At 43.5% G+C, this 17,603-nt stretch carries 10 protein-coding genes and 3 pseudogenes; 2 read left to right on the forward strand and 11 right to left on the reverse strand.

Going from position 1 to position 17,603, the window contains the following annotated elements:
• Positions 1–27: 27 nt before the first annotated feature.
• A pseudogene (locus tag AC0IYG_RS30745) lies at positions 28–844 on the reverse strand (2,3,4,5-tetrahydropyridine-2,6-dicarboxylate N-succinyltransferase).
• Positions 845–1,257: 413 nt separating this feature from the next.
• Here AC0IYG_RS30745 and gap point away from each other — a divergent pair.
• Positions 1,258–2,274 (forward strand): type I glyceraldehyde-3-phosphate dehydrogenase, encoded by a 1,017-nt coding sequence (gap, locus tag AC0IYG_RS30750; RefSeq protein WP_471714827.1) that lies wholly within the window; start codon positions 1,258–1,260, stop codon positions 2,272–2,274.
• Between the two features lie 55 nt (positions 2,275–2,329).
• Here gap and trmB read toward each other — a convergent pair whose 3' ends face one another.
• The 7 genes from trmB to AC0IYG_RS30785 all read right to left on the reverse strand — a co-directional run bounded on the left by trmB (position 2,330) and on the right by AC0IYG_RS30785 (position 11,621).
• Positions 2,330–2,989, reverse strand: a complete 660-nt coding sequence (gene trmB / locus AC0IYG_RS30755; protein WP_471714828.1) for a tRNA (guanosine(46)-N7)-methyltransferase TrmB — start codon at positions 2,987–2,989, stop codon at positions 2,330–2,332.
• Positions 2,990–3,005: 16 nt separating this feature from the next.
• Entirely contained in the window at positions 3,006–4,307 is a 1,302-nt protein-coding gene (locus AC0IYG_RS30760) for a bifunctional folylpolyglutamate synthase/dihydrofolate synthase (RefSeq protein ID WP_471714829.1), read from the reverse strand.
• Positions 4,308–4,314: 7 nt separating this feature from the next.
• Positions 4,315–5,241 (reverse strand): hypothetical protein, encoded by a 927-nt coding sequence (locus AC0IYG_RS30765; RefSeq protein ID WP_471714830.1) that lies wholly within the window; start codon positions 5,239–5,241, stop codon positions 4,315–4,317.
• Between the two features lie 105 nt (positions 5,242–5,346).
• Complete coding sequence (locus tag AC0IYG_RS30770; protein WP_471714831.1) at positions 5,347–6,459, reverse strand: HU domain-containing protein; 1,113 nt, start codon at positions 6,457–6,459, stop codon at positions 5,347–5,349.
• Positions 6,460–6,487: 28 nt separating this feature from the next.
• Positions 6,488–8,158 (reverse strand): TonB-dependent receptor, encoded by a 1,671-nt coding sequence (locus tag AC0IYG_RS30775; protein WP_471714832.1) that lies wholly within the window; start codon positions 8,156–8,158, stop codon positions 6,488–6,490.
• Positions 8,159–8,199: 41 nt separating this feature from the next.
• Positions 8,200–11,211 (reverse strand): tetratricopeptide repeat protein, encoded by a 3,012-nt coding sequence (locus AC0IYG_RS30780; protein ID WP_471714833.1) that lies wholly within the window; start codon positions 11,209–11,211, stop codon positions 8,200–8,202.
• Positions 11,212–11,369: 158 nt separating this feature from the next.
• A complete protein-coding gene (locus AC0IYG_RS30785) occupies positions 11,370–11,621 on the reverse strand; it encodes a hypothetical protein (protein ID WP_471714834.1) in 252 nt (83 codons plus the stop codon).
• Positions 11,622–11,685: 64 nt separating this feature from the next.
• Here AC0IYG_RS30785 and AC0IYG_RS30790 point away from each other — a divergent pair, with 64 nt between their 5' ends.
• Positions 11,686–12,678 carry a tetratricopeptide repeat protein gene (locus tag AC0IYG_RS30790; protein ID WP_471714835.1) on the forward strand — a complete coding sequence of 331 codons (993 nt, stop codon included), beginning with the start codon at positions 11,686–11,688 and terminating at the stop codon, positions 12,676–12,678.
• 4 nt (positions 12,679–12,682) lie between these two features.
• Here AC0IYG_RS30790 and menD read toward each other — a convergent pair whose 3' ends face one another.
• The 3 genes and pseudogenes from menD to pnp form a co-directional block, all read right to left on the reverse strand.
• Entirely contained in the window at positions 12,683–14,395 is a 1,713-nt protein-coding gene (menD, locus tag AC0IYG_RS30795; RefSeq protein WP_471714836.1) for a 2-succinyl-5-enolpyruvyl-6-hydroxy-3-cyclohexene-1-carboxylic-acid synthase, read from the reverse strand.
• Positions 14,396–14,481: 86 nt separating this feature from the next.
• A pseudogene (locus AC0IYG_RS30800) lies at positions 14,482–15,346 on the reverse strand (sigma-70 family RNA polymerase sigma factor).
• 64 nt (positions 15,347–15,410) lie between these two features.
• Positions 15,411–17,550 (reverse strand): annotated as a pseudogene (gene pnp / locus AC0IYG_RS30805) (polyribonucleotide nucleotidyltransferase).
• Between the last annotated feature and the right edge of the window lie 53 nt (positions 17,551–17,603).

Raw genomic sequence — 17,603 nt, forward strand, 5'->3', positions numbered from 1 at the left:
CGCCGTCCTATTATATAGTTTACTTTCTTAAACAGTCACATTGTTTTCACGCAATGCCTCATTCAAAGAAGTTTTCAAATCTGTGCTGGCTTTGCGCTTGCCGATGATCAGCGCGCAGGGCACATGATAGGTGCCAGCTGCAAATTCCTTTGGAAGAGTTCCTGGAATAACGACTGAGTCTGCCGGAACGAAACCTTTGTACTCAACAGGCTCGCTGCCCGTAACGTCTATGATCTTCGAGCTGCCGGTAATCAGTACCCCAGCGCCCAAAACGGCTCTTTTTCCAATGTGAGCGCCTTCCACAACAATGCAGCGGGATCCTATAAATGCACCGTCTTCTATAATAACAGGTGAGGCCTGAACAGGTTCAAGCACCCCTCCTATGCCAGACGCCACCACTCAGGTGAACATCCTTTCCAATCTGTGCGCAGCTTCCCACAGTTGCCCAGGTGTCAACCATTGTGCCTTCATCTATGTACGCACCAATGTTCACATACGACGGCATAAGCACAACACCTTTAGATATATAAGCGCCGTATCTCGCAACTGCCGGTGGAACCACACGTACACCTAATTTGTCGTAGCCGGTTTTTAGTTTCATTTTATCATGGTATTCAAAAATGCCAACTTCGCTAACAGACATTTGTTGAATTGGGAAATAAAGGATGATCGCTTTTTTTAGCGCTTCATTTACTTTCCATGATCCATCCGCTTGTGGCTCTGCTACACGAAGGCGTCCCTTGTCAACTTCTTCAATGATTTCTTTAATGTAACTAACTGCTTCCGGATCTTTCAAAAGCTCCCGGTTTGACCAATAGGATTCAATCTTTTCTGCATTAAACATGTTCAAGTTGTGGATTAGTTAAAAGTATTTAAATGGTTGATAAACAATGCATTATGAGTTATAGCAAAACTTACTTTAATGATCAATAAAGATGGAAATTCAAGCAACTGTCATATTTCTTTCGACGCGGGCGATACTTCCAGATTAGTTATTCATCAATATATTTGCCTCGCTCCTGCCCTAACAAAGGTAACCTTTTATGAATTATAGAACCATAAAAGAAGACAAGCTATAATGATTGCTATTCATATTAGTAAAACAAATAATTACTAAAATTTAGTAGCACCGTAAATTTGCTAATATAAATAGTATTCACGCGACTATATGTTTAAAGGTAGTTTTTTAGGGCAATTCTTTAAATCGGGGCACATTTTTATTAATTTCGCCACAGTAATAAACAATCAATAATAGACATGTCGAAAGTAAAAGTTGCAATCAATGGATTTGGCCGTATTGGCCGTCTGGTTTATCGTCAGATTTATAATATGGAAGGCATCGATATAGTTGCCATCAATGACCTTACCAGCCCAAAAGTATTGGCTCACCTGCTTAAATATGACACTGCGCAAGGCCGTTTCGACGCTGATGTGAAGTCAACTGACAACTCTGTGGTTGTTAACGGAGAAAATATTATCATCTACGCACAACGTGACCCTTCACAAATTCCCTGGGGACAGCACGATGTAGACGTGGTTCTTGAATGTACAGGATTTTTTACAAGCCAGGAGTCTGCAAGCGCGCACATTAAAGCTGGTGCGAAAAAGGTTGTGATCTCCGCTCCTGCTACTGGTGATCTTAAAACAATCGTTTTCAATGTTAACCACAACATTCTGGACGGTTCTGAAACAATTATCAGCGGTGCTTCTTGTACAACGAACTGCCTTGCTCCTATGGCACAAGTGTTGGAAGAGAAATTTGGTATCGTAAACGGCTTGATGACCACAATCCACGCTTATACAAATGACCAGAATACACAGGATGCACCACATCCAAAAGGTGATTTGAGAAGAGCGCGTGCTGCTGCACAGAACATTGTTCCGAACAGCACAGGTGCAGCGAAAGCGATCGGACTTGTTCTTCCAGCATTGAAAGGCAAGCTTGACGGTTCTGCGCAACGTGTACCAACGCTTACTGGCTCATTGACTGAATTGACAGTGATTCTTGGAAAAGAAACGTCGGTTGAGGAGATCAACGCGGCAATGAAAGAGGCTTCTAACGAAAGCTACGGCTACACAGAAGACGAAATCGTAAGCAGCGACATCATCGGCATCAGCTACGGTTCATTGTTTGACGCTACGCAAACAAGAGTTCAGAAAGTTGGTGATACCCAAATCGTGAGAACGGTTAGCTGGTATGACAACGAAATGTCTTACGTTTCACAATTGGTAAGAACTGTTTATTACTTCGCTGGACTTATCGGCAAAGAATAACATTACGATAAATACGAAAAAGCCGTCTTGTCAAACGATAAGAAGGCTTTTTCTTTTACAGGACGACCGCTTTGATATATTTGATCGTGTAACCTTTTGCTATGAAAATCGTTTCGTAATGCGTTTTGATTCCGCAATGTTCGTCGAGTAAATGTGAGTCGTAAAGGTCATCCGTATGTTCAAGCAGTTCAAATTGTGCTGATGCACCGATCGTTTCCAATGTATAATCGTAAAGGAATGTGCTGTCCGTTTTAAGATAAAACATTCCACCTGGTTTCAAAAATCCGGCATATTGACTTAAAAACGTCGGATTGGTAAGCCTTTTATTTTCATCGCGGTCCCTCACCTGCGGATCCGGATGAATAAGCCAGATCTCACTGAGTTCGTTTTCCTGAAAAAACTCATGCGCGTATTGAATTCCTGCTCGCAAAAAAGCCACATTAGTCAGCTGATTTTCTGTTGCGATCAGGCTGCCGCGTGCAATGCGGTCGCCTTTGATATCCATCCCGATGAAGTTCTTGTCCGGAAATTGCTTTCCCATTCCGATGGTGTATTCACCCTTTCCGCAAGCCAGTTCTACTACGATCGGATGCTCATTCTCGAAGTATAATTTGTTCCAGTTGCCCTTAATTTCAGTATATAATGGTTTTCCAGCTTCAATTACATTTGTTGCGTCTGCACTAAACTTGTAATGTTCTAATTTTCTCCTTGTCATTCTAAAAAATAATCAATTATAAATCTTTGAGGTCGGCTACAACGAAAGTGCTTCCTCCCACATAAATCGTGTCATCCTGTTTTGAGTCGGCGATCGCTGCGTCCAGGGCGTCATTTACATTTCCGAATGTTTTTCCATTTAAATTAAACTGCCCGGCCAGCTTCGCCAGTTCGCTAGCATCAAGTGCCCGCAAATTAGAAGGCTGGCAAAAATAGAATACACCATCCGTAGGGAAAAGCTGGATCATGGCAGAAATATCCTTATCACCAACAAAGCCAATGACAAAGCGTTTTGTGCCGGTTGCAACACTATCCAATTGCTCTAATGCGCTTGTTAACCCTGCCGTGTTATGCCCTGTATCACAATAAATTGCTGGATTCTCCCCTAGTTTCTGCCATCTGCCTTTCAGTCCCGTGAGTTTCACAACAGAGGATAATGCCTTGTAAATCGAATCATCAGAAATGTTCCAGCCTTTGCTTTTAAGAATCTCAATAGCAGCCACTACACCGCTCAGATTCTTCAACTGATAAACGCCGGTAAGGTCTAAACGCAAAGCCGGAAACAGTGGTGTAGCCGATTCATGATCAAGCACATTCACTTCCATTAACCCATCATACATCCCGACTTTCTGCACCGAAAGTGCGTCAGATCCAAAAGTAAGCGGTGCATTATGAGCATTTGCAGCTTCGATAAAGACATTGTTGACCGATTCTTCCTGTTTTTCACTGATGACAATGGGCACACCCGGCTTAATAATGCCCGCTTTTTCAGACGCGATCTTTTCCAATGTATCGCCGAGATATTGAGTGTGATCCAAGCTAATGTTAGTGATAAGTGACAGTTCCGGGGTTATAATGTTGGTCGAATCCAACCTTCCACCCATTCCAACCTCAATAATGGCCACATCAACATTCGCTTTCTCAAAAAAGGAAAAGGTCATAGCAACAGTCACCTCAAAAAATGAAGGAGACAATCTTTCGATGTTAGATTTTATATCACTAACAAACTGAATGATGTAGTTTTCGGTGATAAATTCACCATTTACCCGAATTCTTTCTCTGAAATCTTTCAAATGAGGTGATGTATAAAGGCCGACTCGATAGCCGGATTCTTGCAGGATCGCAGCAATCATGTGCGATGTGCTTCCCTTCCCATTAGTCCCGCCGATGTGGATTGTCGGATAAGCATTCTGCGGATCGCCGAGAAATTTACAAAGCTCCTGTGTAGTATGAAGGCCCGGCTTGAAAGCACGGGCCCCTACATTCTGAAAAACCGGCAGGCGGCTGTACAGATAATCCAAAGTTTCCTGATAATTCATTCTAAAACTATTGCGACCGTATTTTGAATGTGATCGTTCCTATTGATTCATCGGGTACATTCGATGATTTTGGAATAAATGTCAGGTCGCGAACGGCACTTTTGTATTTATTCACAACTGCATAATCCGTAACCGTCGTATTCTGCGTTATAATGCTTTTAACCCGACCATTCTTGTCAACGGTTATCTTGAATGTGATGTCGCCCGTAGCGTCCGAATTATCGTCAACAACAGGCCTTCTTGACCAGCTCCAACCGGATAAGCTCAAACCAACTGCGGTTCCGCCGCCACCGCCTTCGCCTTTATAGGTTTTTGCAAACAAGCTTCCTGTTTTAGATCCTTTGTCGCCAACACCATCCGCATCGTCACCATTGTTATTTCCACCAACACCGCTTTTTGTGCCATTGGTGCCGTTACTTCCCGATTTACTTCCGGATGATTTTGTAAAAAGTGCATCCTTGTTAACCGCTTTTTCAGGAGTTGGCTTGGCTGCTGGCGCCGATGAAGCTTCACTTCCAGTTGACTTTTTGCTTTCGTTTTTCTCAGGCGCTTCAACAGGACTTTCTGCCTTCGATGTAATCACTGGCTTTTCTGCAACCGTCTTGGTTGGCTTAGCCGGCTCAATCTTGGGCGGTGTTGGAGGCGTCGGTTTTGGCGTCGCTACTGATTTCACCTTTTTCACCTCATCTGCATCGGCACGCATGTTTTCCGCAACCTTGCTGTCATTAGGCTTATTGAATGTCTGGATATCGCCTTTTCCTACTTTATCGGTTCCGTAGTTCACTTCTACAAAAAGCTCCAAAGGCGCCACTTTCGGCAACGAACTGTTCAACCGGATAAAGAAGAACAAACCCAGCATTGCGATGGTTATCCCAACGGACATTGCCCAGGAAACTGCAATTCTTTGACGATCTTCTGGCTGTAATACAATCATTGTTTGTGTCTCATTTTACTTCTCGAACAACGTAAAATTAAAAAAAAATCGTGTGTTACAAAAAAGGGAAGCATATGCTTCCCTCAATATTTCCTTTTAAAAAGCTTATTTCTTTTTGTAAACCCAACCCGCTTCACCGATAACTGCTTTCAGTTTGTTAGAAGCGCGGTAAGCCTCGGTTTCTGTGCCATAGCCATTTACCGCAACCTTCACCTTTTTGCCTGACTTCGTAGGCGGCAGAATGCTCGCATTTTCAAAACCTTTTTCCTGCAATTGTGCCAAAAGCACTTTCGCTTGTCTGATGCCTTTGAATGTGCCTGCTATAACGTAGAACTTTCCAGATTCCGGTGCAGCAATCACAGGTGCAATATTCACAGCGGCGATTTCCTTAGTTACTGGAATTTCCTTTTTGGCAGCAATAATGGCCACTGAATCTGGCTTAACAGTGTTCGCAACATGCATGGATGGCGCGGTTACTGCGCCTGAATCCGGTGTTGCTATGCTTACCTTTTCAGCTTTTGCTTTCGGCTCATCAACGACAACTGTTGTCACATCGACTTTTTCCTCGACAGCTGATTTTGAAAAAAGCTCTGTGAATGGGTTTAATGTGCTTTGAATATCTCCATTTCGTGAATTAACCAAAAAGAAACTTAGCCCGCACAAAATGGCACCGATCGTGGCTGCAACTGCAAATTTGCCCCAATTGAATGAGCGAATGCCTGCGTCCTCAGTTTCAAGCACTTCAACATTGTCGTCTGAAACAAACTGGTCTGCTTCTGAAACTGGTGCAACTGCAACTTCGAATCTTCTTGCTTTTACCTTTTCGAAACCATACCACTCATCTTTGAAATATTTGCCTGTATTGGGCTCGAAAACAAGTTTGCCTTCAACATTCTTCCTGAATTCGCCTATCCCGACAATTTCAGCCTGGCCATTTTCTTGTAAACCTGCACGCAATTTATCGGTGTAACCTTTTACATAATCAACTGCCTCCAAATGAGACAGGCTTTCATGACGCGAGATATAATTAGCCAGCAGCCCGTCATCCAGTTTCAAAAACTCGTTGAATGCCAGCTTTTTGGCTGGTGGGGAAAAGGTCTGTGAAACTTCATCATAAGCAGCCGGAATCTGGTGCGAAAGTAATGCTCCGAATCCGGGAATGATTACAAATTCATACTCTCCAACAAGTTTTCGGATGACGTTCTCGACTGCTATCATGAATGTTTTTTCAGTTAACTGAGCGAAGTTAAAAAGAAAATGATAATCCTCCAATAAAGTTTAGACCCTGCTGCGGATAGTATTGATAACGCTGATACTCTTTGCCCAACACATTATTCAATGACACAAATGCAGAGAAGTTCCTGGTTAACAGATAGTCAATCTTAAAGTTCAGGTCAGCAATCACCGGCAATTTTGTGACTTCTCCACTCTGGAAATTTTTTGCTTTTATTCCTCTCAACATATAAAAATCTGCTGTTACGAAGAGTTTTTTGCTGATCGCAAGCGCATTAAACCAGTTTAACGTCAGATCCGGACGGTGCCATGGCTCTTCTAGCTCTGCAACAGAGTAATCGTAGAAATTCACTTTAAGTGACGTCTTGTACAGATCATTGAAACTGTAACCAGCCTGTCCCGAAATAGTCAGCACTTTGGTTTTGCCCGGATCGTAGACGATCGCGAACTTGGAAGTGTCGGCCAGTGAATTGTTGAAATAGTAAAAATTGCGATATTGAGAGTAAGCGACCTTGCCTTCATAGTTAAACCCGCCAACGCCTTCTCCCTTCACTCCTGCACTGATCTCATAATCCTTATCAGTGTTAAGTATTTGAACATTGGCACCCAACCATTGATTTTCATCGAGCATTGATTTCAATGTATTACGCACCATATCCCCATTTACACCAGCGAAAACATGCAATCCAGCGAAAGGAGCCACATCAATGTTCAAAACGGGGAATGCCTTTGTCCTGTTCAGCTCTAATTCGCTATCAGTTTCGTTGGCAACATTGATCCCTGCAGTAACGGTGAAAAGCTCTGACGTGTATTTGAATGTAGGTTTCACCCGGAACAGGTTCCTGTTGTAAGTAAAACGATCAACCCGCTGCGTAATAAAGGCGTCTGCTTCAAGCAATGCACTAAACGATTCGGAGATCGGCACTGCGGCCATCAATTGGGTTCCCCAGTCAAGCTCCGAAGCTTCGTAACGGTCGCGAAGCGTGTGCAGGCTTGTTTTAACCGAGTAGTCAACCGCAACCGAGGCATCTGTATTTTCAAAGCCCAATGCAAAGCCAAACCGGTTAAGGGTTTGCCGAATGCTGTCTCTGTTCACCTGAACTGTTTCAGGCTGCGGCTGATAACCGTAGAAATAGTAGTTCTTGCGATCGTAATCGAATGAAGCATCGAACTTGTGGGTGCTTCTGATGTATTTTCCGCCTATCTTGAAATTTGTCGCCGCATTAGCCGAGTTCTTGTCATCAACCGGACCACTAGCCGCGGAAAGATGTTTCAGCTGCGTCGTAAAGACCAGGTCCTGAGAAGGACGGCCTCCAACGAATGCTTCGCCCAGGAACCGTCCGTAATTGCCCGCACCAAGCTTTACGTAGTTATTTAAGGCATCCGGCTCGTCTTCCCTCTTTTTCTCGTCAGAGGAAGCACCCACGCTCGGGGTCAGCTTCGGCGATGAAAGATCTATTTTAGGATCAATGATCTGATAATCAACTTTCTTTTTGCCCGTTTCGCCTTTGATCGGCTCTACTTTATCGTACACCCGGTTTGCAGGCGCAAATTCAATGCTTTTTTCCTTAACAATTTCGTAGGTCTGGCTCTCGATTTCTCCGCGTTGTGCCATGGCAAACTGGGAAGAAAACCCGAGCGTTAATAAAAACAGGGAAGAACGTATTGCTTGTGACTTCGTCATGAGTTTTAATATTTTCTATTTTCCCGAAGGAGATGAATCAATTATTTCTGGATCTGTGCCAACTTTTCTTTTGCCAGCTCAACCGCTTCCTTATCGTCAGAGTTATCGATTATAGAGCTTAATGTAGCCTTAGCCTGCCCCACTTCGTTCAGCCCGACATATACTTCAGCCAGCAAAATAAATGATCTTACACGCCAGTAATCATAACCCTCGAAATTTTTGCCCATCTCAATGATCGCTGCTTCTGCTTCCTTATACTTTTTGTTTTTGTAAAGGATCGTAGCTGCCCAGTAACTTGCTTCTGCGCCGTATTCGTCTTTTGAGGTTGCCGCTATTTTCTTGAATTCCTCGCTTGCTTTCGTCAGGTCGCCACGGTCATAAGGAACCTTGCCGTTATAAAGCTGTGCTTTTCCAACTGCTCCCGGGATCAGGTTTCCAGCGTTTATAACCTCTTTGGCATAATACAATGTAGAATCGTAACTTTTCAGGGTGTAATAGGTATCCATTAAACCCACCCAAGCCTGAGCCTGCTCTTTCTTACTTTCCGAATTGCGAAGCAGCACGCGGAAGTTGGTTACAGCATTATTAAAGTTGCCTCTTGCAATTTCCAGTTCAGCTGATCTTTGCGCCGCAGCCGCCACGAATGTCGATCTGTTCTGTTGAACCACTTTACCGAAATATTCAAGCGCCTCATTCACCTTTCCCGTCTTGTCGTAAGAGGAAGCAATGAAGTAATATGCATCATACTGGTGCTTGCTCGCCGGATAGCTTTGTATAAATCCTTTCAGCGAATTGATTGCGTTATCGTATTTCTCAGCGTAATACAGGTTCCGCACATTGTCAAACTCAACTTCTTCGAGTTTCTCATTACCCGGATTGTTCTTTCTAACCACACCAAGCACTTGCGTAAACTCTTCTGGTCGTCCCACCGCTGTGTATGCCTCCTGGATTCCTTCCAATGCACTGCTTGCCGATGGGGAGTCTGGATATTCTGTAAGGATCTTCCGGAAATCGACGATCGCTTGTTCGTAAACCTGCAAATTGTAATAAGACTGAGCCCTGCGGAGTAAAGCAGCCGGGATCAGGTAACTTTTTGGTTTCTCATTGATCATTCTGGTAAATCCTTTAACCGCTGCTGAATAGCTTTGGTTTTGGAATTCGATGTCCGCCAGCTGAAAATATGCGTCGTCCAGATATCTGGAAGAAGGATAGCCACTGATCAGCAATTCAAATTGTCTTCTCGCTTCCTGCTCGCGGTTCATGTATACATAGGCGCGAGCCTTCTGGAAAAGCGCGTAGTCTTTATCTACTTTCCCTTTTGCTGCAACCTGCTCGTAAGTCTTGATGGCTTCATTGTAATTTTTTGCAGCCAGGTAACAATCGGCAAGCCTTGAATAGGCGTCTTCGATCATTTGCGGCTCCATTCCTTCAATGTTGTTGGTAAACTCCTTGAAGTAAGTTAATGCTTGTCCGTATTTCTTTTGGTTATAATAAATGTATCCAAGTGCGTACAAGCTCTTTCTTGCGTAAATGCCTGCCTTCGGATTTTTCGAGATCTGATTGTACAATGCTGCCGCTTCATCCACTTTCTTCAAACCATAAGTCGACTCCGCTTTATAATAAGTCGCTTGAATGTACAATTGCTCGTCTATCGGAAATTTGATCGACTTGTCAAACATTATAATTGCGTTATCAAACTTCTCCTGATTGAAATCCAGCACGCCTTGGTTAAAAGTAAGCCGCTGATAGGTGCCATTTATTTTAGCATTCCGCTTTGAGAGGCCCTCAATGTACTTTATGGCTCCTGCTGAATTGCTGGCACCAGCATATCCTTCTGCCACTAATTCGGTCGCTTCCTCGATATGCTGGCTTTGCGGATACTTGGCCATGAAGTCATTCAGCTCTTTTACCGCATCATTGTTGCTACCCGACTCTAATTGCACCTTAGCGTGATTATAAGCGGCTTCTTCCCTGATTACGGGGTTAAAGTCTAATTTAGCGGCATTGTCGAATGATGTTAAAGCAAAACTTAAATTAGAAGTCTTTAAGTAACTGATTCCCAGTATATAAGATGCGTACTGCGAAACAGAATCCTTACCTGGACCAACTGGCTTTAATGTCGTAATAGCACCCTCGTAGTTACCATTTCTGAACTGAGCATGACCGTAATGCAATGCAACCGTAGGCGGCACAACGCCCGGCTTCATACGCTTATAACGCTCGTAAGAACTAACGGCCGCCGCATAGTCACCTTTCTCGTAATATACTTCTGCAACATAAAGTGCGACATCATCAAGCTTAGTATTTCCGCGCTGGGTCTTTAATATCTTTTCACCATAAGTAAGCAGCTCATCATAGCGCTTCAATTGATATGAAGATGAGATGATCCAGTTAGGGGCCTCATTCTTGTAGTAAGGATGATCCTCGATCCGCTGGAAATCCTGGTAAGCTTCCTCAAAGTTGTTTTTCTGGTAATTGATAACGCCAGCATAAAATGAAGCATCGCCTGCATTAGCGAAAGAAGCCTCTGTCTTCACCTGATTAAACAAGGGAAGCGCTGCGTCCAACTGCTTTGTATTGTAATAGGACATGGCCAGCTGATAGGTGCTTTCCAGCTTATTGCCACCATTTCCTTGTACAGAAACCGCCTTTTCAAGATATGTTATGGCTTTTTCGTATTCTCCGGCTTCGTAATAATAACGTCCGAGATCTCCATAAATCTGCTGAGCCTTCGGGTGCTCCGAGTGGTTTTTAACAAACCGGTCGACCTGAATTTCTGCTTCGGGATAATTCAAATAAAGGCCCGTAACCGCAACATAATATTCTGCCGTCACCTTATTATAATTGGTGGTGCTCAGCAACTTATCATCTTTGCTTAGAAACTCATTGAATTCCTGCCTTGCCGCTACAAAATTAGATTTCTCGTAATATTCGAGGCCATTTCGGAAATGGGCTTCGGGCTCCGTTATACTTAACGTACTCTGAGCGATAACCGAAGATGCGCCAACATATAAAAGCATTCCCAAAGTGGAGGCGCCGTGTTTAAAAACCATAGAGACTGAGTTGGTAAATTTTTGATTTGAATTTGTGAGATTGAGCATATCCTTTTAAAAGAGTATTTTGGTGCGCACTTACCTCTTAAAATTGTTTGCTATCTAACGAAATGTGTCCTAAAACCGTATACGTTGATAGCAAAGGCATTTTTTCTTGGCTAGAAGATCAGTTCATTCCTGCGTAAGGACGCAGAAAAGTCGTCGTGCATTGCATCAAAACGACGCGTTACAGCTGATATAAACTCGCTGTCCATGCACTTCTCTATTTCTGCCGCACTTTCAATTTCGTAGTCGTCGATTTTGTAAGTTTGCTCGTACATGCCAGATTCAATCTTGACAATGTATTTATTGTTCCATTGATAAAGGCCAATCTTATAATTGGCATTGGGTATATCCTTAATATATCTCATGTATTAAAAACTTTGCAACCTTATGATAATCAGTAATAAACTAAATATAATACTAATTTTATTAGTGCTAATATTGCCTTGTTGTACGAGTCAGGATAAAAAAGACGCTGCGGATTTTTTCCTGAAAGCCAACCAGGCTCTAAGTCAAAAGAACTATGCCGACGCTTTGCGGTTGTACGACGAAGCGATTGCCAAAAATGCAGATTTTTCAGACGCCTATCTTAATAAAGGAATAACTTTATTGAAACTGGGTAAGCCGAATGATGCTTACGACGTTTTAACACAGGCCATTCAGCTCGATCCTACACTTACACAGGCAAATCTCGTCCGGGCCGAATCAGGGCTTGATTTGGGTCGTCTACGAGAGGCTAAGCTGGACCTGCAGCAGATTGAAAAGGAATATAAAGACTCCACTCGCTTTTTCCTGGTGCGCGGCAATCTGCTGAGTGCTGAGGGGAATGGTGCACTCGCACTGGCAGACTACGATAAAGCGATCCAGCTGGACAAGCTGAATGTTGAAGCTTATGTAAACCGGGGAGCCATATACTACGGACAAAAAAACCTCAAATCGGCGAAGGAAGATTTTGAGAATGCGCTGGCAGTAAGTCCTGGCCAGCCGGAGGCACTCAACAATCTGGGATTAATTGCAACGACTGAAAAGAACTGGAATGCTGCACTCTCCTACTTTGACCAGGTTTTAAACAAAAATCCGAGCGATCCATATTCGCTCAACAACAAAGGTTACGTGCTTTTACAAACCGGCAAATCAAATGATGCAAAGGCGCTGATCGAAAAATCGCTTGAAAAGCTTCCGCAAAACGGTTATGCATTGCGTAACATGGGCATCTATTTTCAGCAGTCGGGAAAGCCCGACGAGGCAATTCAATTTTTCACAAAAGCCATCGACATAGCCGAGCCGGTGGAAATGCTTTATGGATTGGCAGGTCGCGCATATTGGGAGCAAAATAATAAGGCAGAAGCCTGCAAGATCTGGAAGCAGGGCATCATCCTGAAAGATTCCATCGCCATTGCAGAGGCAGCGAAGAACTGCCCCTGACTTTTTATTCTTTACAAAGCTTTTTTAAAGCTTTCCAAACGCGCTCGTTTTCGTAAGGATCTGTGAAGATTTCAAGCAGACTAATTCCCTTATTTTCAAAAAAGGCTAGGATGGTATTTTCAAGCGTTTCCAATGCATTGCAGCTAAAATAGGCAATGTTAGAATCCTCGCACGTCCGCTTGGCAGAGAATGCATGCCGCGTCTCAAAGTACGTTTCTAATTCAGGCAAACCTGATGGTCCGTCGATCATACGGAAGATGTTTCCGCCCGCATTGTTGATGACGACGATCTTCAAATTTTGAGGAAGCGATTCAATGAGTAATCCATTGCGATCATACATAAAAGCAACATCGCCAACGATCAGCAAAGTCTCTTCATTATTAACCAATGCTGCTCCCACAGCAGTGCTGACGCAGCCATCAATGCCGCTGGTGCCGCGGTTGCAAAACATACCGTGAATGTTGACAGGCAGGTCCAAGACATTGACATATCGAACCGACATGCTGTTCGCTACATGTAACTGATAAACTATTTTGGACAACTTAAACACTGAATCTAACGATGTTAGATCATTTAACTTAGATATAATATTTAGAAATTTTTCCTTTTCCAGCGCTATATCCTGCTCTTTCCCCTTCCAGAATTGCAGAAACTCAGAATCAGTCTCAGGATCTACATTTTGAACAAATAACTGATAATCAATCTTTTCGAATAGATTTTTAAAAAAGTAATTTGCAGAAACGGGAATGACTTGGGTCAAAGACTGTGTAGGGTCGGCTAAAAATGAATCTTCCCCAATGTGCCAGTGTGCTTTTGGTGGATTTTTACGGATGAATTGTTTGAATTCTTTTGAAATGAATGATAATCCGGTTGTAATAAGAAGATCTGGAACCAGGTTTTGGGTGTCTGCCCTCCCTAAGTAAAGGTCATGATTACGCAAAATCCGGCCTCCGGTAACATTGGCAATGTGGTCAGCCAGAACTGGAATGTCCCACTCTTCCGATGTTTTATTTAATGTTTCGCTTAGTTCCGGATCAGGCATGTTCTGACCTATGGCAATCAGGATCTTGGGAAATTCTTCAAAGTCGTCCAGCAGATTAGTCCATGTTTCCGGCGATAAGATGCGCTCCGAATTCTGTCTGGATATCACTTTCAGATTAGCCGAAGCAATCATTTCATCATCTGTTGACGGATAAAATGGCTCTCTGATAGGAACATTAATGTGAACCGGCCCTTGCGGCGCGGTTGCTGCAAGGGTTACGGCTTCATTGGCAATGCGGTTAATCGCCCACTGGACATCCTTGTGCGCATAATCAGATGAAAATTCAAATGACCGCTTGATATGTTTGCCGAAAATTTCTGATTGATAAATGGTTTGTCCATCGTATTGATGCAGCCATTCTTTTGGCCTGTCAGCTGAAAGAACGAGCAACGGAACTTGCTGAAAAAACGCTTCTGAGACTGCCGGAGCGAAGTTATAGACTGCGCTCCCAGAAGTGCAGATTAGAACAATAGGCACGCGCGTTTGCTGGGCTATTCCAAGCCCGATAAATCCCGCCGAACGCTCATCCATGCACACATGCATGGTGAAGCCTTTATGACGCGCAAATGCAAGTGTTAGCGCTGCGCTACGTGAGCCGGGTGATGCGACAACGTGGCGCACGCCTTGTTGATAACAAATGGCGGCAAGATCCACCAGTGGTTGTAAAATGGCCATATCTACAAATAAAAATAGCCTCTTGCGAGGCCATTTAATTACTATATTATCTCAAATTGCTGGTCCATATCCAACATCAATGCGGATTAACCCAGGTATGTTTTAAGCGCTTTGCTTCTCGAAACGTGACGAAGTCTTCTGATCGCTTTTTCTTTGATCTGACGAACACGTTCACGGGTAAGGTTAAACTTCTCACCGATCTCTTCGAGTGTCATTGCATGCTCGCCATTTAAGCCGAAATACAATGCGATAACATCTGCTTCAGCGCTGAGTCAATGTGCAAAGTGCACGCTGAACTTCCTTACGCAATGATTCATTAACCAAACCGGAATCTGGTTTGTCTTCCAAATCATTCTCCAACACGTCCAAAAGGCTGTTTTCTTCACCTTGAACGAATGGCGCATCCATGGATACGTGACGACCGGAAATCTTCATTGTGTCAACCACCTCAGAAGAGGAAATTTCAAGTACTTCTGCCAATTCCTCAGGTGAAGGCTCGCGCTCGAAACGCTGCTCTAGTTCTGAAAAAGTCTTGGAAATTTTATTTAAAGATCCAACACGGTTGAGGGGTAAACGTACGATCCTGGATTGCTCAGCAAGTGCCTGCAAAATGGATTGACGTATCCACCAAACCGCGTATGAAATGAATTTAAAACCTCTTGTTTCATCAAAACGCTGAGCAGCTTTTATCAAACCTAAGTTTCCTTCATTGATCAAATCGCCCAGCGACAAGCCTTGATTTTGATATTGCTTGGCAACAGAAACCACAAAGCGAAGGTTTGCTTTAGTAAGTCTCTCGAGCGCAAGCTGATCACCATCCCTTATTTTTTGAGCTAATGTCACTTCCTCATCCGGCGTCAACAAATCTACCTTACCGATTTCCTGTAAATACTTGTCTAACGACTGACTTTCCCGGTTGGTAATTTGCTTACTGATCTTTAGCTGTCTCATCTATCTTTTATTATTTTTATATTATAACGACATTCATACTGCCCCTGTTACCAAAAACACTATTTTAATCATTTTTGTTCTCTGGCTTAGGCAGTAACACCTTGCGGGATAAGCGGTATTTTCCAGTTTTTTTGTCGATCTCAACCAATTTAACCTGAACTTCTTCTCCTACTTCAAGCACGCCATCCATTTTTTCAAGACGTTCCCATTTGATCTCGGAAATATGAAGCAAACCATCTTTTCCAGGCAAGAATTCAACAAATGCACCAAAAGGCATAATTGATTTTACTTTGCCGCTATAAACTTCGCCTATTTCAGGCACCAGGATAATTCCTTTGATACGGGCAACCGCTTTATCCATCGAAGTCTTGTCAGCAGAGAATATACTTACGAATCCTGCTCCATCTTTTTCTTCAATAGAAACCGTTGCGCCAGACTCTTTCTGAATATCCTGAACAACTTTGCCGCCTGGTCCGATTACCGCACCAATCATCTCTCGGTCTATTTTAATCACAACTGCACGAGGCGTGTGTCGGTTTAAGATCCGCACGACTTTCAGTCATTGTCTTGTTCATTTCACCCAGAATGTGCAATCTGCCTGCTTTCGCCTGCATAAGCGCTTCTGTCAAAACTTCAAAAGAAAGACCATTCACTTTCATGTCCATCTGACATGCTGTGATCCCTTTTTCAGTTCCTGTTACCTTGAAGTCCATATCGCCAAGGTGATCTTCGTCACCCAGAATGTCTGAAAGAACGGCATACTTGCCTGTTTTCTCATCAGAAATAAGACCCATTGCAATTCCAGAAACCGGCGCTTTGATTTTCAAGCCCGAATCCATCAATGCAAGTGAACCTGCGCAAACCGTCGCCATAGAAGACGAACCGTTTGATTCAAGGATGTCAGAAACGATACGGATTGTGTATGGATTGTCCTCAGCAACCGGCAACACTTTTTTCAATGCACGCAATGCAAGGTTACCGTGTCCCACCTCACGACGGCCTGGACCGCGGTTAGGCTTAACTTCACCTGTTGAAAATCCTGGGAAGTTATAATGCAGCATGAACTTGCTGTAACCGTATTTCATCGGCGTGTCAACAATCTGCTCATCATTTTTTGTACCCAATGTAACTGTTGTCAATGATTGCGTTTCTCCTCTTGTAAACAAAGCAGAACCGTGTGCATTTGGCAAAAAGTCAACTTCTGAGGCGATCGGACGAACCTGATCAAGCTTGCGACCGTCCAGGCGGATTCTTTCGTCAAGAACCAAACGGCGTGATGCTTCCCAAACAAGGTCATTGAAATAACGTTTCGCCAGGCCTTTGTCAAATCCTTCTTCATCTTCTGGAATAGAAGCTGCGAATTCTTCCCAAACAGCTTTGAAACCGTCTTTTCTAACTTGCTTGTTAGTCGAGCCTAATTGAGTAACCTTATATATCTTATCATATGCAAATTCTCTCAGACGCGCTTCAAGCACTTCGTCAGATGCATCGCCTACGTATTCACGCTTCTCCGTTTTACCAACTGCTGCTTCAAATTCTTTCAAAGCAAGGCATTGGGTTTTGATCACTTCATGAGCCACTTTCAAAGCTTCCACAACTTCTTCCTCAGAAACCTCGCTCATTTCGCCTTCAACCATTGCAATGTCATCGTAAGTCGCGCCAACCATTAATTCTAATGTTGCACGCTCCAATTCAACTGCACCTGGATTGATCACATATTGACCGTCAATTTTCGCAACGCGTACTTCTGACACCGGTCCGTTGAAAGGAATGTCCGATGCTGCAAGCGCAGCAGAAGCTGCTAATGCGGCTAATGCGTCAGGCAAAGCCGTTGCATCTGCTGACATCAACATTAAATTAACCTGAACTTCTGCGTGATAATCATCTGGAAATAACGGGCGCAAAACGCGGTCAACAAGGCGGCTTGTCAAAACTTCCGGATCGGAAAGCTTGCCTTCGCGACGTTGAAAACTGCCCGGAATACGACCAGCAGATGCAAATTTCTCTTGATAATCAACCGATAACGGCAAAAAGTCAAGACCTTCCTTAATATCTTTATTAGCAACAACCGTCGCAAGTAACATGGTGTTACCCAAACGAACGACAACCGAACCGTCGGCTTGCTTAGCTAATTTTCCTGTTTCAATGGTGATTTCCCTTCCGTCTGGCAAGGGTATAGTCTTGGTAACTATATTAAAGAGCATAAAAATGTGTTTTTTGTAGCTGCGAAACGCCATCCTGACGTTCCAAATGTTTG

It is taken from the genome of Dyadobacter sp. AC419, assembly GCF_979253085.1.

What these genes read in the sequence shown, in the direction of transcription:
- AC0IYG_RS30765 (WP_471714830.1), bottom strand. Translation starts at nt 5,241, where the DNA reads ATGATTGTATTACAGCCAGAAGATCGTCAAAGAATTGCAGTTTCCTGG.
- AC0IYG_RS30775 (WP_471714832.1), bottom strand. Translation starts at nt 8,158, where the DNA reads ATGACGAAGTCACAAGCAATACGTTCTTCCCTGTTTTTATTAACGCTC.
- AC0IYG_RS30785 (WP_471714834.1), bottom strand. Translation starts at nt 11,621, where the DNA reads ATGAGATATATTAAGGATATACCCAATGCCAATTATAAGATTGGCCTT.
- gap (WP_471714827.1), top strand. Translation starts at nt 1,258, where the DNA reads ATGTCGAAAGTAAAAGTTGCAATCAATGGATTTGGCCGTATTGGCCGT.
- trmB (WP_471714828.1), bottom strand. Translation starts at nt 2,989, where the DNA reads ATGACAAGGAGAAAATTAGAACATTACAAGTTTAGTGCAGACGCAACA.
- menD (WP_471714836.1), bottom strand. Translation starts at nt 14,395, where the DNA reads ATGGCCATTTTACAACCACTGGTGGATCTTGCCGCCATTTGTTATCAA.
- AC0IYG_RS30770 (WP_471714831.1), bottom strand. Translation starts at nt 6,459, where the DNA reads ATGATAGCAGTCGAGAACGTCATCCGAAAACTTGTTGGAGAGTATGAA.
- AC0IYG_RS30760 (WP_471714829.1), bottom strand. Translation starts at nt 4,307, where the DNA reads ATGAATTATCAGGAAACTTTGGATTATCTGTACAGCCGCCTGCCGGTT.
- AC0IYG_RS30780 (WP_471714833.1), bottom strand. Translation starts at nt 11,211, where the DNA reads ATGGTTTTTAAACACGGCGCCTCCACTTTGGGAATGCTTTTATATGTT.